A 23883-nucleotide genomic window follows, 5' to 3' on the forward strand; every position below is an offset into this window, starting at 1 on the left:
CTTTTAAAAAATGAAAAGCATACTCCCCAAAAGCATGAAGGTTAGCCTAGTAGCACTTGCGCTAGTCAGCTGCGCCCAAACAGATCATTTTGGCGCTCCATCCTTCGACTGTACAGACCCATCATGGAGTCCAAACACCACTATTGACAACGTATTTACCCTCGCCGATGAACGAATTCGCCTCTACCCTGCTGCTCCTACTGATGCACTTACAGGTATAGTCATCTCCAGCGACCAAGGTGGAAATTTCTACAATAAGCTCCATATCGTTGACGAGTATACACTACGTCCTATGACGATTAACCTTGAGCTCCCCGATTCATATGCAGAATTTCCTCCAGGGACAAAAATACTCGTCAAGCTAGACAACCTTTACATCACCAATAGTTTTGGAAAACTAGCCCTAGGTGGTGGAATTTACACCTCTTCAAAAGATAAAAAATACATTGGGAGTATCCCTAAAAACAGCCTAGGAAAACATTTGGAAAAATATTGCGATGCTTTGGTAGCTCCTGAGACATACACCCGTCGCCTCACCTTAGAAGACCTCAAGCAAAATACAGCACAGTACACCAATACACTCGTTACCCTAGAAAACGTACAATTCGACCCCCATATAGTAGACAAAAAACTATATGACCCCAATGATGTTGATGCCCAAGGCTATACCTTGCGCAAACTCGTCGATAGTCAAGGAAATGTCTGTTACATCCGAACAGGGAAGATGAGTAAGGACTTTATTGACTATAGTATTCCCGCAAACAGTGGATCGATTACGGGAATTGTCGATGTTTTTAGCAAGCAAATTCAACTGTATCCCCGTTTATTGACTGATCTGTTATTGAACCAAGATCCCTTGACAGGAGACAGCTCTACCTCAGGAGAGGAGGAAGATAATGAAGGAAAAGACAGTGAGGAGGATAATAGCAATGAAACCATTCCTGTAGAACCAGGAGATCAATTAGTCTTTGCTGGCGCAGATTTTGAAGATTGGGACGCTTTTAAGTCAACCTTAACTCGAGCAGGACTCAAATTTGCTGTCCAAGTACCTCATGAAGGGTGGAACAATTCCACAGGATTAGCCTTTCGCGGTTCACCTACTAAAACAGACATGGCATTTGTTGTGCAAAACCAAACTGTTCCCACCACCGCAACCGCCATCTCTTTTCTGATGAAGGGACGAGCAAGTCGGCGATCACTTTCGATTCAAGTATACGATGCTATGGGGTATTTTGTCGCTTATAATTTAGGCGATGTCCAGCAGAGTAAATCCGTTTCTCCCTCCTCCCGCACCAATAAAGAAGGCAACGTCAATCAGTACAACGGTACTATCGATACCCATGACCAATGGATCATAATTACGCTTCCTCTTGCGGGTGTGGCTTACAATCAAACTGGCAGTGGTCCTTTCTTCGCCATTCGATTTGGCGGTAAAACGACGACAATACCTAGCGAATATGATCTAATCCTCGATGAGATTCGCTTTGAACTCCCGCAGTAAAATTGTCCAATTGTCCAATTGTTGCAATACCTCATAAAAAATGCCCCAAAAAGAGTCTAACTTTTTTGGGGCATGTCTATAGGCACTCTTTTTACTATTTTTGTTCGCGAATCAAATACAAATAAACGGGAAAGTGATCGCTAAATCCGGGTTCACTGTTGCTATTTCTCAGGGGATAGCCTTTGTATTGTCCTGTGGATTGGATAATAAAGGGCTTCTTAAATATCTTCGCTTTCCAGTACTTCCACGAATCATAGCCTTCTTGTAAATAAGGTTCAGTCAAAATCATCTGATCGAATATATCCCATGCGTCTCGGTAAGCCAATGTACCTAAACCGTCTTTCGCCATTTTTTCCATAGGATTGAAAAGTCCTTGGGGTTGCACAGATTTCTTGTCTCCTCCAGAGGCTTGTAAAACCTTTTTGATACTCCTATTGAACGGACCGTCGTTCATGTCCCCCATTGTAATCACTTTTGCTTGTGGATTAATCGCTTGGAGGGAATCGATGATTTTTACATTTAATGCCGCAGCAGCCTCTCGATTTGGACTACTCGCCTTTTCACCTCCCACTCGAGAAGGCCAGTGATTAACAATAAAATGGACTTCTTCTCCATCTAATAGTCCAGTAACCAGGAGCTGATCACGGGTATAAATACGCTTTTTTGAACCGTCACTTCCTTTGCGTAATTGATCGTAAATATACAACGTATGAGCTGATGTTGAAGTTGGCACAAAATGATGCTTACTGTATAAAAGTCCAACATCAATACCACGGCGATCGGGTGAATCATAATGTACAATACCGTAATCTCCAGGTAGCATCACTGCCGCATGCACTAAATCTTCCAAAACCGCTCTATTTTCTACCTCGGCTACACCGATGATCGTGGGCATCTTCGGATTTTCGTCTGTGCCAATTTGCGACATTACCCGAGTAAGGTTGTCAATTTTTTTTTCGTATTTCTTCTTTGTCCACGCTTGTGCTCCAGAAGGAGTCCATTCCTCATCATAAATGTTTGGATCGCGGATTGTATCAAATAAATTCTCCACATTATAGAATGCGATGGTGTGAATTTGAAACTTCTTTTCCTGTGCCTGAAGGTTTATACCGAGTCCTACTAAAAACAAGGTTAAAACTAGATTTTTGACCACTCTACTCATAAGTTAACGTAATTTATTAAAATACTTTATACAAAAATAGCAGTTTTTATCTTAAAAACGTAACTTTACTACTATAAAAGTATAGCACTTTTTAGATTAGCACTTTAATAATCAATTCACTTATGAGGAAACTTTTAATTGTTTTGCTTTGTGCCCTACCTACATTTACGTTTGCACAAGGCAGTCACGAAATTAGGGGAAAAGTACTCGATGCCAAATCTCGAACACCGATCAATGCGGTATCTGCGAGAGTTTCAGGCACGAATATTTCAACCCTGACAAACAGTGAAGGAATCTTTATCCTAGAAAACAAGCAAACGGGTAAGCTGTGGCTAGAATTATCCTATCCAGGATATGTCAATCAGCAGTTACCTATTGAGCCCAACGCCGATCAATTTTTTGATTTAGGTGAAGTTTTATTGGAGGAAGATATCATGGCTCAAGCTCAGATAGGCTTTATCACACTGACGGAAAATGATCTTAGCGATGACAATTCGGGTTCGGATACGTCTTCGGGATTATTACAAGCGACCAAAGACCCCTTCCAACAAGTTGCAGCATTCAACTGGGGGCAATCGTTCTTTAAAGTACGTGGCCTGAACAACGAATACGGCAAAACCTTGATCAATGGTATTGTAATGAATCGGGTGTTGGATGGTCGACCCCAATTTAGCAATTGGGGAGGGTTAAACGACGTAATGCGAAACCAAGAGTTCTCTTCTGGATCAACGCCTTCTGATTATACCTTTGGTAGCATTTTGGGAACACAGGCCATTTCTACCCGTGCCTCTCATATTCGCAAAGGCTCACGTGCAACGTTTTCTGGCTCGAATACCAACTATAATTGGCGTCCGACATTCACCCATGCTTCGGGACTAAACAAAAAAGGATGGGCTTATGCCATATCAGGATCGTATCGAGGAGCAAAAGAAGGGTATTGGGAAGGTAGCAATTATGATGCACTCTCCTTCTTTACAGCAATTGAAAAGAAATTCAACGAGGAACACAGTTTAAATTTCTCTGCTATTTACGCCAAAAATAAAAGAGGTAAAAACTCCCCCATCACTCAAGAACAAGCTGATATCAAAGGCTTTAAGTACAATTCGTATTGGGGATGGCAAGAAGGAGATAAACGAAATTCGCGTTATCGCGATATTGAACAGCCCATTTTCATGTTGACTCACTATTGGAACATAAACGAAAAAAGTAGCCTAACAACAACGGCCTCCTTTCAATTTGGTCACATTGCAGACAGCCGACTTGGCTATCAAAATAATCAAAATCCAGATCCTGCGCATTACAAAAGACTACCTAGCTATTACTTAACCCAGATCGACCCAAAATACTGGGACATGTCACAAGCAGAATTCAATGCGTTGCCCGACGACAACTCCTTTAAGTCCGAAACTCAATCTTACTTAGATTTAGCAGCGCAAAATAGGAATTCCTTTGCCAATGATGGACAAATCAACTGGAGCGATATCTATGCCATTAATGCTGCATTTGAAGGACAAAGTCAAATCGTGCAGTACGAAGATAGACAACAAGAAAAAATAGCGTCTTTAAACACATCATTTAAGACAAAATTAAACAACAATATCACCTTCGATGCTGGGGCAAATTACCGCAAGCTAAACTCCCAAAACTATCAAAAATTAACTGATCTATTGGGCGGCTGGTACTATCTCGATAAAGACACCTACCAAAAGCCAGAGCTACAGGACAAAGACGTAAATCATCCAGATCGAAAAGTAAAAGAAGGGGATCGCTTTGGTTACAACTATAAATTATATGCAGACGTTGTCGATGTATTTACCCAATTTGTTTTTGATTATGGTGCATTGAATTTTTACCTCGCTCAAAACATAGGCTATACCACTTACCAAAGGGAAGGATTATATAAAAATCCGGTGTACATCAACAATTCTTACGGAAAGAGTGGGCATACGGATTATACAACCTTTGGTTTCAAAGGAGGAGCAACCTATCAAATTACAGGTAAACACGCTTTGGATTTGAACATTTCTTACCACAATCAGGCGCCCTCAATCAAAAATACCTTTGCTAATGTCAGGGTGAACAACAACCTTGTGCCCGCCAACAAAAAAGAAGATATTTTTAGTGTAGATGGGAGCTATATTTTGAGAACACCTCGTTTAAAAGCTAGAGCTACAGGATACTTTTCTGAAATTAGAAACGGTACAGAAATTAATTTCTACTTTGCCAACGGTTCGGGTATAAAGGATGCAGAAGGCAATCTTGAAAATTCAGGTAATAACTTTGTTTCTGAAATACTTACAGGTATAGATAAGCGCCAATTAGGCTTTGAATTAGGGGCAGAATACCAAATTACGTCAACCCTTAAGGCAACGGCTGCGGCTGCATTGGGACAAGCGTTTTACATCAGCAATCCCAATGTACATTTAACAACCGACAATCAAACGAATATGTTTGACTATGGCAAAGCTGCCCTAAAAAAGTACAAGCTATCTAATGGTCCTCAAACGGCACTTTCACTAGGTCTAGAATACAGGGATCCCAAATTTTGGTTTGTTGGTGCAAACCTAAACTATATGGCCGATGCTTATACGGATATTTCTGCCCTGCGTAGAACCCGTAATTTCGTCATCAATCCAAGTACACCTGGCCAACCTTTTACTGACTTAACGGATGAGAAGCTACACCAAATCTTAAAACAAGAAAAACTAGCCGACTTTACTATCGTCAATATCACAGGAGGAAAATCTTGGCGATTGCCCAATAGAACCATTGTGGGATTCTTTGCCTCGATTAACAATGTGTTTAACAAAGAATATAAAACAGGAGGATTTGAACAAGCTAGAAATGCTAATTATGCCGAAGAAGTCAAAAACAATAAAGGTCCATACAACCTATTTGGAAACAAGTACTTCTATGGTTATGGTCGTAACTTCTTTGTAAATGTTTACTACAACTTCTAATTTCTGTACCTATGAAAACAATTTTTAAATCTATACTTTTTATTGCACTATCGACACTCTTCTTTGGGAGTTGTGCAAAGAACGACGATTTTTCGGTTCCCTCATTACACTGTGAAGAACCAAAGGTTGTCATCAATAAAACTATTGACGAACTATATCCTCTGGCAGAACAAACGGTAAAACCCTACAGTGGCGATCCAAAGGATATCCTAGAAGGTGTAGTAGTATCAAGCGACAAAGGTGGAAACTTTCACAACAAGCTACACATCCTAGATAAAAACACAAAGCAACCATTGGTGCTAAATATTGATAATAGTGCCTCATTTGTTCAATATCCTCCTGGTACGATTATCTATGTTCGCTTAGGGGGGTTGTACTTCAACAACAGCTATGGCCTAGTCAACCTAGGTGGGGGAACGAATGGAAAGTACACCACATCGATTCCCAAAGGATCCATCGATAAATTTATAGGTAAGTTCTGTAAACCTGTGAAAGACTTTACCCCCTACAATCCGACAATCACGCTGGAGGAATTACTTTCGAAAAAAGACTTCTACAAAGGAAAATTAGTAACGATTAAAGACGTGCAATTCAACCGTGCTATTGTGGGCAAAAAGCTATACGACAAATCGGATGTCGACAGTCAAGGGCAAACCTTGAGAGAAATGGTTGACAAAGACAATCGCAGTTTTTTTGTGCGTACAAGTCAATATTCACGAGATTTTGTGGCCTATGAGATTCCAAAACACAGCGGCTCCATAACAGGAATTGTTGATGTATTTAGCAATAACGTACAATTTTATCCCCGTGTATTAGAGGACATAAACCTAAAAGAAGAGCCATTTGGTGATGGAGAAGTCAACCCTGAACCAGAAGACATCACATTAGGTAAATTCTTAGCTTTTCCAGGAGCTGATTTTGAAGATTGGGATGCCTTCTTAGGAGTAATTTTCAAAAATCAATTGAGTGATGCAACTGCCCAAAAAGCGCCTAATAAAGGATGGGAAAATTCAACTGGATTAGCTGTAGAAGGACAACGCGATAAAAATGGATACTTGTTCTCCGTAGAAAAAGTAAAAATGCCAACCGACGCAACCAAACTATCGTTTTTAGTAAAAGGAACATCGGCAAAATCCCTATCGATTAATATTCACAAAGCAAATGGGACAAATTACTATGCGTACAATCTAGAAAATGTAACAGCGAGTAAAGTAATACAACCGAATATGGATGAGAGTTCATTTCAAGGGGTTCCATCAGGCAATACGACTAATATATACACAGGTACGATTGATACAGGTGGAAAATGGGTGAAAATAACCCTTGATTTAAGCGCTTTAAACGGAGATTATCACCAAACTGGCACAGGAACCTTCATCAGCTTCAGAAATGGAAATGACGCCAACTATGACCTAGTTATCGACGAGATTCGCTTTGAGGACGGAACCCCGGTAGAAGATAATGGAGAAGGTCCTGTAGATCCAGAGCCAGGGGAACCTTTCGTTATAGCAGATTTTAACGATTGGCAAGCCTTTACAAGCACGCTAAATAACTTTGGACTAAAACCCTATGCTACACATGCTCCAGGTCAAGGTAGAGACGGTAAAGACGCCCTTAAACTATCGGGTACCACAACAGCAAACGATTATGTATTTACCATAACAGGTCAACAAGTTCCAGAAGGAAAGTCAAGATTGATCGTATGGATAAAGGGAACCTCAAACAACAAGTCTCTATCCTTCAACGTCAACAAAGCAGGTGGTGGTTTCGATCCCTTCAATGCAGGCACCGTAGCAACACAAGACCTAGAATTGGCAAAATTTACAACCAACCAATACAACGGATCAATAGATACGGGAGGCAATTGGGTCAAACTCACCCTTAATCTATCCGAAACAACCTACAATGCTACAGGAGCTGGAGATGTATTCTCCCTTAAAACAGGAAGTAATTCAACCTATGAATTAGTAATAGACAGCATTTACTTTGAGTAAATAGTAAATAGTGAATGGTGAATGGTGAATGGTGAATGGTGAATCCTGAATCGTGAATCGTGAATGGTGAATCGTGAATGGTGAATGGTGAATCCTGAATCGTGAATCGTGAATCGTGAATGGTGAATGGTGAATGGTGAATCGTGAATGGTGAATCGTGAATGGTGAATGGTGAATGGTGAATCCTGAATCGTGAATCGTGAATCGTGAATGGTGAATAGTGAATCGTGAATGTTGAATCGTAAATAGAAATTTAAAAGCTCGAACGAGTCGAGCTTTTTTTATGGATGAAAGGCGCCTAAACAGACTCTCCTTCCTATTTATTCCTTTGTTAAAAGGCGAAACTATTCACAGTCCATACCAAATACTACAAAACAAAAAAGACGCTTAAAAAGCGTCTTTTTAAAAAAGTATAATATTTATTGATTAGTTTTTCAATGCTTCTGCACCTCCAACAATCTCTAAAATTTCATTTGTAATCGCAGCCTGACGAGCTTTGTTGTAAGTTAATTTCAACGCGTCTCTTAATTCTTGTGCGTTATCTGTCGCTTTGTGCATCGCAGTCATACGCGCACCGTGTTCTGATGCTACAGAGTCTGCAATAGCTTTAAACAATTGTGTTTTTAACGACAAAGGAATCAACATCTCAATGATTTCCTCTTTTGAAGGCTCATAGATATAATCAGATGCTGCTGCAGTTGCTTCTGCTTCTATTGGCAATAATGGCAAAAATTGCTCCGTAACTACGTTTTGCGTAGCTGCATTTTTAAACTGGTTATATACAATTTGAATAGAGTCATACTTCCCATTGACGAAAGCTTCCATCACGTGCTCAGCAATAACAGCTGTGTGATCGAAGTCGAAATGATCGTAAAGAGAACTTTGATTATCAACAACGTTAAACGATTTTTTAAGGATGTCATTTCCTTTTTTACCGATCGTCAATAAATCAATTGTAGCTCCTTTGTACTCCGTATTCGCTAATACATTAACTTGTTTAATAATGTTGGCATTGAAACCACCACATAACCCTCTGTTAGAAGTTACGACTAGAAACAATACATTTTTTACCTCTCTAACTTGCGAATATACACTTGAATTCTCTCCTTCTAAAGTAGAACTAACATTTTGAATAATCTCAGTTAGCTTCTCTGAATAAGGACGCATAGCTGTAATCGTATCAGTCGCTTTTTTCAATTTAGCTGCTGACACCATTTTCATTGCAGATGTGATCTGCATTGTAGATCCAATAGAAGAAATCCTATTGCGTATTTCTTTAAGATTTGCCATTTGAAAACGTATATAATTCAGAAAGAGAATAAGCAGTTAGACCTGCTTAAACTCTTTCAAAAAATTCTTAATATTTTGAAGCTAATTCTTTAGCTACTTTCTCTAAAACACTAGTTTGTTCGTCACCGAATTTACCAGCTTTTAATTGATCTAACACATCTCTGTGACGTGAGTTAAGCGCTTCTAAGTACTCTTTTTCAAACGCTTTCACTTGGTTAACAGGAACGTTTCTCAACAAGTTTTTAGATCCAGCATAAATAATAGCTACTTGATCTTCTACAGTATAAGGATCGTTAACCGCTTGTTTCAAGATTTCAACGTTGCGTTGACCTTTAGAAATAACGTTCATTGTAGCAGCATCTAGGTCAGAACCAAATTTCGCGAATGCTTCTAATTCACGGAATTGAGCTTGGTCTAATTTTAAAGTACCCGCTACTTTTTTCATTGATTTAATTTGAGCAGATCCTCCAACACGAGATACCGAAATACCTACGTTAATCGCTGGACGTACACCTGAGTTGAACAAGTCAGACTCCAAGAAAATTTGTCCATCCGTAATAGAAATTACGTTTGTTGGAATATAAGCAGAAACGTCACCCGCTTGTGTCTCAATAATAGGTAAAGCAGTTAAAGACCCACCACCTTTAACGAAAGGTTTGATTGATTCTGGTAAGTCATTCATGTTTTTAGCGATTTCATCATCACCAATAACACGAGCCGCTCTTTCTAATAATCTTGAGTGAAGGTAGAAAACGTCTCCAGGGTAAGCCTCACGTCCCGGTGGTCTTCTTAAGATCAAAGACATCTCACGGTAAGCAACAGCTTGTTTAGATAAATCATCATAAATAATCAAAGCTGGACGACCAGTATCACGGAAATACTCTCCGATAGCCGCACCTGCCATAGCAGAATAAACTTGCATTGGAGCAGGATCTGAAGCGTTAGCCGCAACAATGATTGAATAGTCCATTGCACCTTTTTCCTCTAATGTTTTTGCAATCGCAGCCACAGTAGACGCTTTTTGTCCAATAGCAACATAGATACAGTAAACCGGTTGACCTGCATCATAGAATTCTTTTTGGTTAAGAATTGTATCGATACAAACCGTTGTTTTACCAGTTTGACGGTCACCAATAACTAACTCACGTTGTCCACGTCCCACTGGGATCATCGCGTCAATCGCTTTAATACCTGTTTGAAGTGGTTCAGTTACTGGTTGACGGTAGATAACACCTGGTGCTTTACGCTCCAATGGCATTTCGTACAAATCACCTTCGATAGGACCTTTACCATCAATTGGTAATCCTAACGTATTTACAACACGTCCTACCATTTTCTCTCCTACGCGTAGAGAAGCGATACGACCTGTTCTTTTCACAGTTGTACCTTCTTTTACTCCAACAGAAGAACCTAACAATACAATACCTACGTTATCTTCTTCTAAGTTTTGTACCATTGCCTCTAAACCGTTGTCTAATACAACTAGCTCTCCGTACTCTGCATTTGTCAACCCGTAAACACGAGCAACTCCATCTCCAACTTCTAGTACTGTACCTACTTCTTCTAAAGTAGCCTCAGAGCTAAATCCAGATAATTGTTTCTTTAAAATCGCTGAAATTTCAGCTGGTTTAATGTCCGCCATTTTTATCTATGTTTATACACGAAAAATTCGTGCGGTGATTTTTTTTACTTAATTAATTCTCTTTTTAATACTTGTAATTGATTTGCTAAAGACGCATTGTATTGGATATCGCCAATTTTTAAAATGAATCCTCCTAAGATTGACTCATCGACAACATTCGTAATGACAGCCTTTTTTCCAGGTGCTAAAACTTTTACCTTGTCAAGTACTTTAGCCTCTATACTAGCATCAATTGGCATTGCTGTAGTAACAGTTACTTTCTCAATACCGTTGTGCAAATCATATTGCTTTTGGAATTCTTCAGCAGTCGCTTGTAAGATGCCAAATCTATTATTTGCTTTTAATACCTTGAAAAGTTCTTTTGTCCCGTCGTTTACTGTTGCAAATACTTCTAATAAAGCATTTAATTTCAACTGATCTTTAACTATTGGGTTTGTCAGGAACGTTTTCAACTCAGCGCTTTGAGATATTGATTGAGAAATAAGGATCATATCAGTATTGATAGCATCAACATTTCCTTTTTCTAAAGAAACCTCAAGCATTGCTTTTGCATAACGTGCCGCAGCTCTTGTGCTTACCATAGTGATATTAGTTTAATTTTACATCATCTAACATTTTCTCAACCAATTGTGTTTGAGCTTCTTTGTTAGATAATTGATCTTTCAATAATTTTTCAGCGATTTCAATTGAAATTGATGAAACTTGAGTTTTTAAATCAAGAATAGCCGCAGCTTTCTCGCTTTCAATTGTAGCTTTTGCTTGAGCGATTAATTTCTCACCCTGAGCTTCCGCTTCTGTTTTAGCGTCTGCAATCAATTTTTCTTTGATCTCACGAGCTTCTTTTAGTAAAGTATCGCGCTCTGCACGTGCCTCTGCTAATAACTTCTCGTTATCCGCTTTTAAATTAGCCATTTCTCTTTTAGCGTTTTCTGCCGCTGCTAATGCATCAGTAATACCCTCTTCACGAGCTTCTAAAGCATTTACAATTGGTTTCCACGCGAATTTTCCTAAGATAACAACAATTACTATCATAATAATTAGTTGCCAGAAAAATAGTCCAAAACTGAAATCGTTAATTAACTTATCCATTATCTAAAATTATACTTTTTAATACCTGATTTTGTTTAATTAAAATAAGAAGTTTACCTGTAACCAACCGTTACAGATAAACTCTTTGTACTGACTTGGATTATTTACCTAAGATTAAAGCACCGAATGCTAAACCTTCCAATAAAGCTCCAATGATGATCATTGCAGTTTGGATTTTTCCAGCAGCTTCTGGTTGACGAGCAATAGCGTCCATTGCAGAAGAACCAATTTTACCTAAACCGTAACCAGCTCCGATTACGATTAAACCTGCACCAATGATAGTTGGAATTGTCATAGTATTGAATTTAATATTAATTAAACAAATTTATTTATACTCTTATTTTTTCTAATTTGATTAGTGTGCTTCTTCGTGATCGTGATCTGCTACCGCCATTCCAATGAATAAAGACGACAACATAGTAAAGATAAACGCTTGTAAGAAAGCTACTAAAATTTCTAAAACGACTAAGAACGTTGACAAGAAGAATCCGATTCCAATTGCTCCACCTGTTCCTAATGCTTCTTTCATCACGAAGATGATAGCAATTAATCCGAATACTACCGAGTGACCTGCTGTAATATTTGCGAATAAACGCACCATTAACGAGAACGGTTTAATAATCGCTCCTAAAATCTCAATGGGCATCAACATGATTTTCATTGGCACTGGAACCCCAGGCATCCAAAACATGTGTTTCCAGTAATCTTTGTTTGCAGAAAAATGCACAATAATGAACGTACAAATTGCTAAACAAACCGTAACCGAAATATTACCTGTTACGTTAAATCCTAGTGGAGTTAACCCTAAAATGTTCAAGATAAAAATCAAGAAGAATACCGATAGTAAATACGGCATAAACTTTTTGTATTTCGCTTTACCGATATTTGGCACAGCCATCTCATCGCGAACGTATAGCACCAAAGGCTCTAATCCTCTAGCAATACCTTTTGGCAAGTTGTTCGGTCCGTTTTTGTATGTTTTAGCTAACCCTAAGAATAGGATAAACATTAAAATTGTAGTGAAAAATAAAGAAGCTACGTTCTTTGTGATAGAGAAATCAAGTGGTTTCTCATTGGTAGGGTGGTGTGCCTCATCATAGGTAATTGTACCTTCAGCATCTGTTTTGTAAATTTTACCGTGGTATAATTTGTAAAACTGTCCGTCTTTTTCTACTACTTTTTTACCGTAGTCAAATTCAGAAGACATAAAAACTTTAAGACCGTTGTCGATTAAAATAACAGGCAAAGAGAACCCGTAATTTTTACCTGTTTCTTCATCTGAGAAGAAAACAAAAGAATAATCATCGGCCAAGTGATGGGTAATATGGGCCTGAACTTTCTCAGCTTGAGTCATTTCAGCAGGGTTTTCTATCTTTTCCCCTTCTACGTGTTCCAGGGTTTTTTCAATAGATTGCTCAGCTTCTTGAATAGAATTTTCAAGCTTTTGAGTAGTTGTTTGCGCGTACGAAAATACCGACGAGGCTGTAAATAAAACAGCTGCTAATAAATTCAGTGATTTCTTGAGAGTCACCATATCTTAACTTCTTGAATATTTTGGTTCCTAAAATTTTGTGCAAAAGTACAATAATTCTTGTATTATCATACCTTTATATCAAACTTTTTTTACTTAGTTTCATTTGATGTAGTATTCTTATTTAAAATAGAATAGGCTACAAATGCATCCCCTCCAAGGAAAACGAGTACAATCACTAAAAAATTATACTTAAATCCCTCTGCTATCATTTCGTGATCTAATCCTTTTTTTGCGAATAAATAACTTGCAATTAATCGCAAAGTAATGAATCCTAAAAAAACAAATCCCAGGTTATTCGGTAGGCTATTTTTAATTCCAACAAGTGCAAAAAAGGTTGCAATTGTAAAAATTAGTTCAAAGCCATAAAACTGTTCTATACTGTATCCCAAAACACTCAAAGCATCCCCTGCATTAGTAAAAGTGACCACAGCATAATGCAAAGCAAACACAGCGATAAGTCCCACTAAAAGTTTTACCCCCATTTGCACCGTTTCTTTATCCATTTTTTTATTTATTTAACTGATTGACTTGTTTAATTACTTGGTACAAAGCTAATCCTACTCCCAATAAAGTACAAATTTTATTTGCCATGTCGTGTTCTAAGTTGTATTTCTCATCTAACCAGACGCCTAATCGGTTTGCTAAATAAATGATTACCCCCATTTGAATGGGGATATTAATCAAGGACAGCCACTTTCGCGGTGAGTTCTTGTCGTCCATTATTCGGAAGCCGATGAGCTGCCGACCATTTGGCATTTGACATCAACTTTGGCTCCTGGTTCAACAGCCAAGCGTCCCACGCGTATATCGCCTTTGATGCGCGCTGCTGACTTTACCGTCAATAAATCGTTTACCGTGATGTTGCCTTCGATCTCACCTTCTACCTCACTGTTTTCACAGGTGATATTGCCTTTAATCTTTGCTATTGGCCCAAGTACAAGTCGCCCTTTTACCACAATATTCCCTTCAATTACGCCATCAATACGAATATCGGCAATCGCCTCTATATCACCTTTGATGATCGTCCCTTCTACAATTCGATTTGTTTGTCCCAACAAATCTAATCCTGTTCCTTTCTTTTTCGATTTTTCAAACATGTAAAAACGCTTTTATTAAGGCTCTATATTTCCTGGAGCCTGGTATTCTTGTAAATTCTTTTTAATTTGTATCACGGCATAATCCTCTTGCATCATCGGTATAAGAGAAGGATGATCACCTAAACGACCAATCATTTGTTCAGCTTCTGCTTTAGATTTGAATCCGTGTAACACGTATAATTTCGTCGAGGCTAAGTAATAGTCTTCGGTAAACTTTAGCCCCGTCCCTGCCGTTACTCCTGACAGGCGCTGCATATTGGCCTTAATTGCTGCAAAATCAGCTACCCGATCAACTGGTACAGCAACTATTATTTTCCAATTGTTCGAATCTTTCGTTGCAAATCCTTTTGACTCTAATGCTGGAATAACATGCTCTAACAATTGTGCTGCTTCTTTTCCTTCTGGCGTGCTACTATACGTCAACGCCAAATAATTCAGCGCTTCTTTGTATTGTTTCACCCCTTCTGTACGCGCAATAATCATTGCATTCAACAGCTCGAATTTGCTGACATACCCATCATCTATACGCTCCAAGGCATCTTTCATCATCGCTATTGCCTCTTCGAAACGCTCTGCTTTAAACACCTGATAAATAGAAGCATAAATTTGTTCTGGTGATAAATCTCCATCGCTAGCCACACTCAAATTCTGCATTAATTTTGCATAGCGAGAGGTTGGGTGTTCGGCTATAATTCGCGCTTTCATTTGAGCTGCTTTTGCCGGATCAACCTCTAGATATAACTTGTACAATTTATACAGCGTAGGAAGAATCAAACGTTCTTTTGGATCGAATAACAACAATTGCTCCAAACGACTAATTCCTTCGGAAATTTTGCCAAAACGCTCGCTATAAATGGCACCAAGCTCAAAATAAGCAAGGTCGCGCTCTTCTTTCATCTTCGCTATTTGGGTACTATCCGTTGGTATTTTACTTGTATACGTATCGAGTTGATAACGCGGATCGACAAAATCGTCCTTCCCTCCGCTATTATTTCCTACATTCCCCTCATTGGCTGCCAATTCTTCTTCCTCCCCTGTTCCAGCATTGGCGTTGGATTGCATCGAACTCAACCTCCAATTATCGGTTAGGGCACGATTGCCCCAACGGCGTTTAAAATCTTGTCGCCCACGAGTTAAGGCCTGATTGGAGTAAAAATAGAAGGTCGTTTTTCCTCCCATACTACCCAAGTTCGTTTCGCCAAAAGACTTTTCGATGGCATCTCCAAAATTGGGAACATTGAAAAAGTCTGCCCCAGTATTTGCCCCTTGGCCTAAGTTTGCCTGTAGTTTTCTTGCATCTTCCTTGCGCAAAGCATCGACATACGTCTGGAAATACGCTTGTTGTTCATCGGGTGACAAAGCCACCAAATGAAGAATACTGTCGTTTTTATGGGCTAGAATTTCCAAGTCAACAACCTCACGCAGAGACTCTCTGCGCTTGGTGATGCGGAATGTTTCTTTTGCTTTGGGTGGTAGTAAGGCAATAGCACTGTCATAATACTGTCCTGCAATGGCATAGCCAGCATCATTAAAATAGATATCGGCAATACTCAAAAAGTTTTTCGCTTTGAGTTGCTTGTCTTGTTTGCCTTCTTTGGTTGCAATCTTTAGGTAGGTCAACGCTTGTTCTTGCTTGCCAACATCGCGGTAAAAGAGTCCTATTTGACGATTTAAAACATCTAAATAAGGTCTATTTTCACGGTCGTTTAGTAAGTTTTTGTATTGTTTTAGAAAAGCCACTGAGTCAATTTTTGTTGCTCCTTCTAGGTTGAATAGCTCTGCGTAGGCATGGATGGTGTAGGTTCTAGGAGACTTGCGATTCATCTCAATAATCGCCTGAAAATTACTTCTAGCCTCGTCTTTCTTTCCGATACGCCCGTTGAGCTGTCCTAAGATATAGTGGTAACGCGCGCGTTCTTCCTTATTGCCCGCTAGATCAACTGCAGATTTTAGGGCCGTACTCGCACTATCTAATTGCTCTAAGTTTATGTATCCTTGAGCGAGCATGGCATAAGCATCAGACTCCACTTGTTGGGGCAACCTGCCTTTGCGCTCGCGCAACAATTCTTTTAAATTTTTAATGGCCAAATCATCATAGCGCAGGCGCAAATTAGTTTTTTCACGCCACACCTTAGCCTCGCCAATTAAGTCACTGTCTGGATATTTGTATAAAATGTAGTTGAAGGCCTCTAAAGCAGGAACAAATCGACCGTCGTAATATCTCGATTTCCCAAGTAGAAGATACGCATTAGCCATCTGGCTGTTTCGCTCTCTACCCTTGATGTACATGGAGTGTTTTTGAATGGCCTTGGTTGCCTTATTCTCTGCTCGGGTAAATCCTTCCCCATCCGTGCTTTCGGGTCCACCTAAATTGTTTCCCCCAACGGATAAATTATCTAAAACGCTGCCCTGTTTCGATTCTAGTGAAGTACCCTTTTCGAACTCTCGCTCTGGGTCAACTTCGATCTCAATTCGCTCTACGGGCAAAATTTCCCAATAATCGTCGAAATAGCCTTCCTTTAAAGCGTCAAGTGCCGCTGTATAGGACTCGTTGCCGTGAAAGAGAATATTGTACTTTGTTGTCAAAGCGTGATACCCCCTATTCAACATCTTATCCTTCTTTACAGAACACGCTATAAAAGACATAATTAGCAGAAGAATTCCACCAAACCGAATGACAATCTTTGTTTTCAATATGTAGGCTAAACTTTATATAACAACTATTTTTTCTCTCTTTTAGTATACACCAAACAGTAAAAATACACCACTTTTTAATACTTTTTGCAAATTTTGTTAAAAATTAAAACATGCTTTGTCGCGGTGGTCTCCTGTTTTTGTGCTAGACAATACCTTTTCCTTTTTTATTCTTGCTCTAGTGTGCATCCTTGCTTTAGCACAACTAAAAATACAAGGCTGCAAATTACAAAAGAAACTTTTATTATAAAGTAATGATACTGATAAAATTACAAGAGATTTAACCTAAAAAAAGCGCCCGAGTAGGAGCGCTATTTTGATTTATTCTAGTTTTTTTAAGCTTCTACGCTAAAAAAGCCTTCGAGTTCTTTATAGGTAATTGCATCGGTTTGTACATCGTGGATCATGCGGCCTTTTTCTAAGGCAATAATGCGATCCGATACTTCATAGGTATGTTGAAGATCGTGGCTCGAAATAATAATAGTCATGGTGCGCATGTCTCTTTTTCTTTTGACTAATTCCTTCAATCGAATTTGAGTTGACGGATCAAGGTTGGCAAACGGTTCATCCAAGATCACTAGTTCTGGATCACCAATAAAAGCACCTATAATACCAATTTTCTTTTGGTTTCCCTTAGAGAAATCACGGATGTATTTTTTTTGTTTTAGCACTTCTCCGTTAAAGAAATCTTCGTGTCCCTTAACAAACTCCTCTACTTTAGTGGCTGACCAACCGCGTAAATTACCTAGAAAAACAAAATACTCTTCTGCTGTTAGGTATCCGATTAAGAAGGTCTCATCTAAGAAAGAAGCGGTGTAATTTTTCCATTGTTCGGAAAGGGTTACATTGAGTCCTTTGGAGAGAATACTACCAGCAGTAGGTTGAATTAAGTCCAACAACAAACTAAAAAAGGTGGTTTTTCCAGCTCCATTATTCCCAACTAAACCAATACTTTCTCCTGAGCTGATAGTTAGCGCATCAAGCGCTAGTACGGTTGTTCCATTATACACTTTACGCAAAAGTTCTACTTGTATCATACGGATCTTTATTTTTTGAAAGCGACCAATGTCGCATATTTTTCTTTTTGATAAATTTTCTCAATAGCCTGGAATACAAAACGGTGTATAAACAAACCGGCTATTCCTACTAGAATAAGCAGAGCAAAGCCTCCCCAAAACGGATAAATCCACGTGCCTAGGCCATAAAATAAAAAGGGTAATACTATTTTAGGTATACTGATCAACATCACGCGTAAGTTAAATGAATTAGCATCGCCAAACACGTTCTTAGCTGCGGTGAGGTCCATAGGTGTTTTGAGATAAGCGCCACCCCAAAGGACTAAATAGCCATTAATTCCTATGTTAAACACTCCCATAGCGATCATCAAATAGAACAGCTGTAGATCGATGAAAAAATAGAAAAAACACAACAACGTTGAGATACATGTTCCCAAGGCAATAATCAACCATTTGGACATTAGATAATCGCGATACATCACGTTTTGCGTCATCAAAAGCGGATAATAAGCCGAATCCCAACTTGGCACATATTGTCCAAAGAGCATCAAAAAGCCTCCAGTTGAAAAAAAAGCAAAAAAGACAGACATGGAACTCATATTTTCTGCACTGAACATAAACAGGGCATAAAAGAGAAATAAAAAACTCATAAGCACGGTTATTCTCGCCCTTTTATTTCTGATAATCAATCGAATATCATTGCGCAGGAAAGCAGCGTAACGTCCAAATCTATCCAACCACTTCATTTCTAGTGCAATCCCTTCTTTCACCCGTACTTTTTCTAAATCGTCCAAATACAAGCGCTTTAAATAAAAGCGATGGGTACTCCAAATGAAACCCGCCAAGAGCAATAGATAGGCAAACAGGCTCAGGGGATATTGATAGGCGAGTTGGTAAAAATGCACGGTGTACACCGTAGGGTCTACGATCTCGAAGTAGTGCAACCCAAAACAAAGTCCGACGAATCCAATTACGCAATAAAAAACAGGGGCATAAGCACTCATCAAAATACCAACACAATGCATGATAAACACGATACAATACATCGACAAGGCCCAAGCCAAAATAGCTAATGCATTCTCTTCTGCCTGAATTGCTATCACCGTAAAGGGAATGAGAAAAAACAGCTGAATGATATTAAAAGCACTCAAAAAGGTTTTTCCTACGTAAAAGGTTACGATTTTTGATCGGGTTATGTTGAGAATCAAAAAGGGCTTAATACTCGCTACAGGTCCTTTTTGCAGAAAAAAACGCATCATTAATTCAATTGCAAAATAGTAGAGTAAGTAGCGACTTACAAACGCTATAGGAGGCACCCCTACCTCGTCCTCAACGATGGCGTAATAGGATATCCATCCCAACAAAAACATCATTGCCGTTAAATAGGCTATGCCCAACCATTTAAAAATACGGACCACGAGATCCATGCTACTTTTATTTCCTCGAGCTATGCGTTTTCGTTCTAAGGTGATAAACCATTGATATGTCATTTTGCTTCTGTTTTTTTTGCTGTACTCCTACATTAGTATAGCGATGGATCTAAACGTTACAAGTTATCATAAAATATCCTAAAATAAAAGATCTTCTGGTATACCCCCAGAAGATCTTTAAACTCAAAACTTAAAAACCAAAAAACTATCATGATCAATTAGAGTATATCAAATTTCAAACCAAACTTTGTTTTGAAAAACAAAAAGTGGAATCGTAGAAATAATTTTATCTTTGTTCAAATTTTATTCGAATGAAAAAAGACATAGAAATACCAGAAGTGAAAGATGTGGAAGTGGCGGTTGTAAAAGAATATAACGAGGATTTTTTACAAGATGCTTGGTACGCTTACTTATTTAATAATTCGCCAGAAACAATTGAAGCTATTATGATTGTTTCCAAAGCAGAGGGAGAACTCAATGGTGAAAAGAGAAACTCAAGTATTTTTAGACATGCGTTTCCTTCTTTAGCTGCGGGAGAATCAATCAAAGTTGAATTGTTGGACGAAGCTATTTTTGAATTGTCTAATACGTTTATGTTGACGTACTTTCAGGGTGCTAAGCTTTATGATAAAAATTTCGTGTTCCCTGCCAAGAGTATATCAGACAAAGCGTTAAAAAACCTGCCTTTTGCAGACAAAAAAGGGATAACCCATGCGAAATAACTATAAACCAAATAGTTAATCCTTATTTATACTAATTCCAAAAGTTACTTTTTATATCTTGCTTATCAACTATAAATGCGACAAGATATGAAACTAAAAAACACAGGAATTATATTAGGCTTCTTTTGCTTGATGATCAGTTTACTCTCATTTAAAAATAATACAACGGAAACAGAAACCACCGTTGTTCAAACAGCATGGAAAAACCTCACGGTACTTCCACAAGATATTTCCAAAGAAGATTTGGAAAAAGTGATGAAAGGCTATAATGCGGCTTTGGGTGTTAAATGTAGCTACTGTCATGCCCCTGCAGAAGACAAAGAAGGATTGGACTTTGCATCTGACGCGAAAAAAGAAAAAGAATTTGCGCGTCACATGATCGTGATGACCCGTCAAATTAATGCGGAGCACTTCAACTGGAAGAACGATCCAAATCCAGAAAACATTAATGTGGTTACTTGTACCATGTGTCACAGAGGAAATACTAGTGCTTCAAAGTAAATCGCTAACTGTTTACCGCAACAGCATAAAATAAAAGTGGGTGTCCCAAAAGGACACCCACTTTGTTTTTGTATTGTTCAGCTTATCCTACCTCCATCATACTTCCTTAGTTCCTCCATAGTGAGTCTATAGGAAACCCACTTTTTAATAGAGGCACTATGGACGCATTATGGACGCATTATGGACTCATGTCCTCTATAACTGATAGAATTGTACAATTGTTTATAAGCTATTTGCTTGGATATTTACACTTCTTTTTTCGGTGGAAAAAGAAGGGATAACACTACAGATAGGGTTAGTACGCTTGCAATTACAGCTAGAGATACCATAGATTCAATATGAACGAATGGCGAGATAATCATCTTCACTCCAATAAACGATAAAATGATCGCCAATCCGTATTTCAACTTAGAGAATTTGTCCATAAAATTCGCCAACAAGAAGTAAAGCGAGCGCAATCCTAGAATCGCAAAAATATTCGATGTATACAGGATAAATGGGTCATCTGGTGCAATTGCGAAAATAGCAGGAATACTATCGACGGCAAAAACTAAATCCGTAAACTCAATAACCATTAAAGCGACAAACAAGGGAGTAACCATTTTTACCCCATTCTTAACTGTAAAGAACTTATCTCCGTCGTATTCATTGCTTACTTTAAAAAACTTATGTACCATTCGCACAGCAAAATTCTTAGTCAAATCTTGTTCTTCGCTGTGATCGTCTTTGGCAAACCACGACTTTATTCCCGACACAAGCAAGAATACCCCAAACACCGTTAGTACAACATTTATTTCCACTTGTTGACCAAACAGTTCAAAAGCAGGTAAATATGTATGGTTAATTAATTCCACACCCGCAAAGATGAAAATAGCTCTAAAGACTAAGGCTCCAATAATTCCCCAGAATAAAACGCGATGGTGTAATTCTTTGGGTACTTTAAAAAAGGTAAACACCAAAATAAAGACAAAGAGATTATCAACAGAGAGGGCTTTTTCAATCCAATAAGCCGATTGGAAACGGGCAAAGTTCTCAAAGTCCATGTAGTAGTATATAACTCCACTAAATACCATGGCTAGACCAATCCAGACTACCGTCCAAATAAGTGCTTCTTTGGTGGAAACAACGTGGCTATTTCGATTGAAAACACCTAAATCCAACAAGAGCATGACTAAAACTACAATTCCAAAAACGGCCAATAGGCCTGGGTGATTAATTAAATGATCCATTATATTTCTTTTTTTAACAGCACAAAACTACTTGATCTATTTTTCCCCTAGGCAAATCTTCACAAGCAACTATAAATCAACAATTTACAACTAATTTTTCAAACTACAGCAAAACAAAAAAAGCAACACAACAAACTGACAATCAGTCTATTATATTGCTTTTTTGTCTAAAAAAACCGATAACGGTCTTTTTTGTATTTTTTTTTAATCTAATTTCTCTGTGAGTTTTCTAAAGGTCTTTTTCGGATCCTTTCCATTGTATAAGATGTCATATACCGCATTGATTATCGGCGTTTTAGCTCCGTATTGAGCATTGAGCTCATAGGCGCTTTTTGTTGCGTAATATCCTTCTGCAATCATATTCATCTCCATCTGTGCAGACTTGACTGTATAACCTTTGCCAATCATATTGCCAAACATGCGGTTGCGAGAAAAAAGCGAATATCCCGTTACTAATAAATCTCCTAAATAAGCGGAGTTATTAATATTGCGTTTCATGTGGTGTACTTTCTTGATGAATTTCTTCATCTCGCGTATAGCATTACTCATCAACAAAGCTTGGAAGTTATCCCCATATCCCAGTCCATGCGCCATTCCACAAGCAATAGCATAGATATTCTTTAATACAGCGGCATATTCCGTTCCAATAATATCATCCGTAAGCTTCACTTTAATATAATGACTGCTGATGCAGCTTTCGATTACTTTGGCATGCTCTTCATTGCGACAAGCAATTGTCAAGTAGGACAAACGCTCTAAGGCTACTTCTTCTGCATGACAAGGCCCGGTAATCACAGCAATATTATCATAGGAAACACCATAGGTTTGGTGAAAATGTTCTCCCACAATTAAACTCGTCTCGGGAATGATTCCCTTAATAGCGGAAATTACAACTTTGTTTTCAAGACTGACGTAAAGTTGCTGCATTTCTTCACTTAAGAAAGCAGAGGGAATAGCAAAAATCACGTAATCCGCATAAGATACGGCTTTATTAATATCATTGGTCAGCAACAGCTGATCGATATCAAATTCTACCGAACTTAGGTAGTTCGGGTTATGATGGTTTACCTTAATTTCTTCTATCGCATTTTCATTTCTCATGTACCATGCTATTTGCTGTAGGTTTTCACTCAGCATTTTTACGATAGCCGTTGCCCAACTCCCACCTCCAATTACTGCAAACTTTGGATAATCACTCATAATTTTAGCTTATAACTTCGTCAAAAGTAACTAAAAAACTTAATGCAAACAATTGAAAAACTGTAAAACAATTCGTTATAGTTCTTTCTCTTTTACTTCATTCTATTGTATTCTCGACAAAAAACCACCTCTTTTGGCTTAAGACAAACAATTTATACTTTGTCCTACTAGTATAAGGGGTAAACACAGAAAAAGAGCTGTACAACAGCCCTTTTTTCTTGATGGTTTTTATTGTTATTTTTTATAAAAGAGGTTGTGGTCAATGTATTTCCAGACCTCTTTATCTAGTAACGGTTGCATATTTTTTCCTGCTTTAATCCCCTCTCGAATAAAGGTAGCCGAAATTTCCATGATAGGGGCATTGTCCACAACCACAATATTGGGGTGTTGCATCAACGGACTTGGCTCTACACGGTTGCGATCAATACGTGGATAAACATAGATTTTATAGGCATTGAGTAGGACCTCATAATTCTTCCATTTCGGAAAAGAATCGAGGTTGTCTTCTCCCATAATTAATGCGAATTCGTGTTTGGGGAAACGCTCCTGTAAATACGCCATAGTATTTACAGTATAATTGGGTTGGGGTAAAGTAAACTCAATATCAGACGGTCGTAAATAATCGTAATCGGCCGTAGCGAGATTCACCAGGTGAATCCGGTGAAAGTCTTCGAGCAAGCCTTTTTTCTTTTTTAAAGGATTATGGGGGGTAACTACCATCCACACCTCATCTAACTCGCTATATTGCACCATGTGATTAGCAATAACCACATGCCCAATATGCACGGGATTAAAGGTCCCAAAATACAAACCAACCTTCAT

General features: G+C 38.5%; 21 protein-coding genes. 5 read left to right on the plus strand and 16 right to left on the minus strand.

Annotated elements, in window-relative coordinates:
- Nucleotides 1–10: 10 nt before the first annotated feature.
- On the plus strand, nt 11–1501 hold the full coding sequence (locus H4K35_RS03205) for a DUF5689 domain-containing protein (RefSeq protein WP_182625944.1): 1491 nt from the start codon (nt 11–13) through the stop codon (nt 1499–1501).
- Nucleotides 1502–1595: 94 nt separating this feature from the next.
- Here the strand turns inward: H4K35_RS03205 and H4K35_RS03210 are convergent, their stop codons facing one another.
- Nucleotides 1596–2663 (minus strand): endonuclease/exonuclease/phosphatase family protein, encoded by a 1068-nt coding sequence (locus tag H4K35_RS03210; RefSeq protein WP_182625945.1) that lies wholly within the window; start codon nt 2661–2663, stop codon nt 1596–1598.
- A gap of 122 nt (nt 2664–2785) precedes the next feature.
- Between H4K35_RS03210 and H4K35_RS03215 the strand changes: the two genes are divergently transcribed.
- A complete protein-coding gene (locus tag H4K35_RS03215) occupies nt 2786–5623 on the plus strand; it encodes a carboxypeptidase-like regulatory domain-containing protein (RefSeq protein WP_182625946.1) in 2838 nt (945 codons plus the stop codon).
- 11 nt (nt 5624–5634) lie between these two features.
- Entirely contained in the window at nt 5635–7617 is a 1983-nt protein-coding gene (locus H4K35_RS03220) for a DUF5689 domain-containing protein (RefSeq protein WP_182625947.1), read from the plus strand.
- 426 nt (nt 7618–8043) lie between these two features.
- Here H4K35_RS03220 and atpG read toward each other — a convergent pair whose 3' ends face one another.
- The 12 genes from atpG to H4K35_RS03280 all read right to left on the minus strand — a co-directional run bounded on the left by atpG (nt 8044) and on the right by H4K35_RS03280 (nt 19469).
- Nucleotides 8044–8907: an ATP synthase F1 subunit gamma gene (atpG, locus tag H4K35_RS03225; protein WP_182625948.1), complete on the minus strand. Its 864-nt coding sequence runs from the start codon at nt 8905–8907 to the stop codon at nt 8044–8046.
- A gap of 67 nt (nt 8908–8974) precedes the next feature.
- The gene (gene atpA, locus H4K35_RS03230; RefSeq protein ID WP_182625949.1) at nt 8975–10549 is read right to left on the minus strand and encodes a F0F1 ATP synthase subunit alpha; all 1575 of its coding nucleotides are present in this window, start codon (nt 10547–10549) and stop codon (nt 8975–8977) included.
- A 44-nt stretch (nt 10550–10593) separates the two neighbouring features.
- Nucleotides 10594–11130 carry an ATP synthase F1 subunit delta gene (gene atpH, locus H4K35_RS03235; protein WP_182625950.1) on the minus strand — a complete coding sequence of 179 codons (537 nt, stop codon included), beginning with the start codon at nt 11128–11130 and terminating at the stop codon, nt 10594–10596.
- 7 nt (nt 11131–11137) lie between these two features.
- The gene (locus H4K35_RS03240) at nt 11138–11638 is read right to left on the minus strand and encodes a F0F1 ATP synthase subunit B (RefSeq protein WP_182625951.1); all 501 of its coding nucleotides are present in this window, start codon (nt 11636–11638) and stop codon (nt 11138–11140) included.
- Between the two features lie 100 nt (nt 11639–11738).
- On the minus strand, nt 11739–11933 hold the full coding sequence (locus H4K35_RS03245) for an ATP synthase F0 subunit C (protein WP_060874638.1): 195 nt from the start codon (nt 11931–11933) through the stop codon (nt 11739–11741).
- A 60-nt stretch (nt 11934–11993) separates the two neighbouring features.
- Nucleotides 11994–13172 carry a F0F1 ATP synthase subunit A gene (gene atpB, locus H4K35_RS03250; protein ID WP_182625952.1) on the minus strand — a complete coding sequence of 393 codons (1179 nt, stop codon included), beginning with the start codon at nt 13170–13172 and terminating at the stop codon, nt 11994–11996.
- Nucleotides 13173–13261: 89 nt separating this feature from the next.
- A complete protein-coding gene (locus tag H4K35_RS03255; RefSeq protein WP_182625953.1) occupies nt 13262–13675 on the minus strand; it encodes a hypothetical protein in 414 nt (137 codons plus the stop codon).
- Nucleotides 13676–13679: 4 nt separating this feature from the next.
- A complete protein-coding gene (locus H4K35_RS03260) occupies nt 13680–13892 on the minus strand; it encodes an AtpZ/AtpI family protein (protein ID WP_182625954.1) in 213 nt (70 codons plus the stop codon).
- Entirely contained in the window at nt 13892–14269 is a 378-nt protein-coding gene (locus tag H4K35_RS03265) for a polymer-forming cytoskeletal protein (RefSeq protein ID WP_182625955.1), read from the minus strand. The genes H4K35_RS03260 and H4K35_RS03265 overlap by 1 nt, the downstream gene beginning before the upstream one ends.
- Nucleotides 14270–14284: 15 nt before the next feature.
- Nucleotides 14285–16963: a tetratricopeptide repeat protein gene (locus tag H4K35_RS03270; RefSeq protein ID WP_255492349.1), complete on the minus strand. Its 2679-nt coding sequence runs from the start codon at nt 16961–16963 to the stop codon at nt 14285–14287.
- 335 nt (nt 16964–17298) lie between these two features.
- Entirely contained in the window at nt 17299–18000 is a 702-nt protein-coding gene (locus tag H4K35_RS03275; protein ID WP_182625956.1) for an ATP-binding cassette domain-containing protein, read from the minus strand.
- A gap of 8 nt (nt 18001–18008) precedes the next feature.
- Nucleotides 18009–19469 (minus strand): DUF5687 family protein, encoded by a 1461-nt coding sequence (locus tag H4K35_RS03280; protein ID WP_182625957.1) that lies wholly within the window; start codon nt 19467–19469, stop codon nt 18009–18011.
- A gap of 251 nt (nt 19470–19720) precedes the next feature.
- On the opposite strand from H4K35_RS03280, the gene H4K35_RS03285 reads away from it, so the two are divergent.
- Nucleotides 19721–20131: a hypothetical protein gene (locus tag H4K35_RS03285; protein ID WP_182625958.1), complete on the plus strand. Its 411-nt coding sequence runs from the start codon at nt 19721–19723 to the stop codon at nt 20129–20131.
- 87 nt (nt 20132–20218) lie between these two features.
- Nucleotides 20219–20632, plus strand: coding sequence for a c-type cytochrome (locus tag H4K35_RS03290; RefSeq protein WP_182625959.1), 414 nt, complete (start codon nt 20219–20221; stop codon nt 20630–20632).
- Between the two features lie 245 nt (nt 20633–20877).
- Here the strand turns inward: H4K35_RS03290 and H4K35_RS03295 are convergent, their stop codons facing one another.
- The 3 genes from H4K35_RS03295 to nadD all read right to left on the minus strand — a co-directional run bounded on the left by H4K35_RS03295 (nt 20878) and on the right by nadD (nt 23883).
- Nucleotides 20878–21861 carry a TerC/Alx family metal homeostasis membrane protein gene (locus tag H4K35_RS03295; protein WP_182625960.1) on the minus strand — a complete coding sequence of 328 codons (984 nt, stop codon included), beginning with the start codon at nt 21859–21861 and terminating at the stop codon, nt 20878–20880.
- 204 nt (nt 21862–22065) lie between these two features.
- On the minus strand, nt 22066–23061 hold the full coding sequence (locus H4K35_RS03300) for an NAD(P)H-dependent glycerol-3-phosphate dehydrogenase (RefSeq protein ID WP_182625961.1): 996 nt from the start codon (nt 23059–23061) through the stop codon (nt 22066–22068).
- Nucleotides 23062–23295: 234 nt separating this feature from the next.
- Nucleotides 23296–23883, minus strand: coding sequence for a nicotinate (nicotinamide) nucleotide adenylyltransferase (gene nadD, locus H4K35_RS03305; RefSeq protein WP_182625962.1), 588 nt, complete (start codon nt 23881–23883; stop codon nt 23296–23298).

The organism is Myroides sp. NP-2 (assembly GCF_014145665.1).
Classification (GTDB): Bacteria; Bacteroidota; Bacteroidia; order Flavobacteriales; family Flavobacteriaceae; genus Flavobacterium.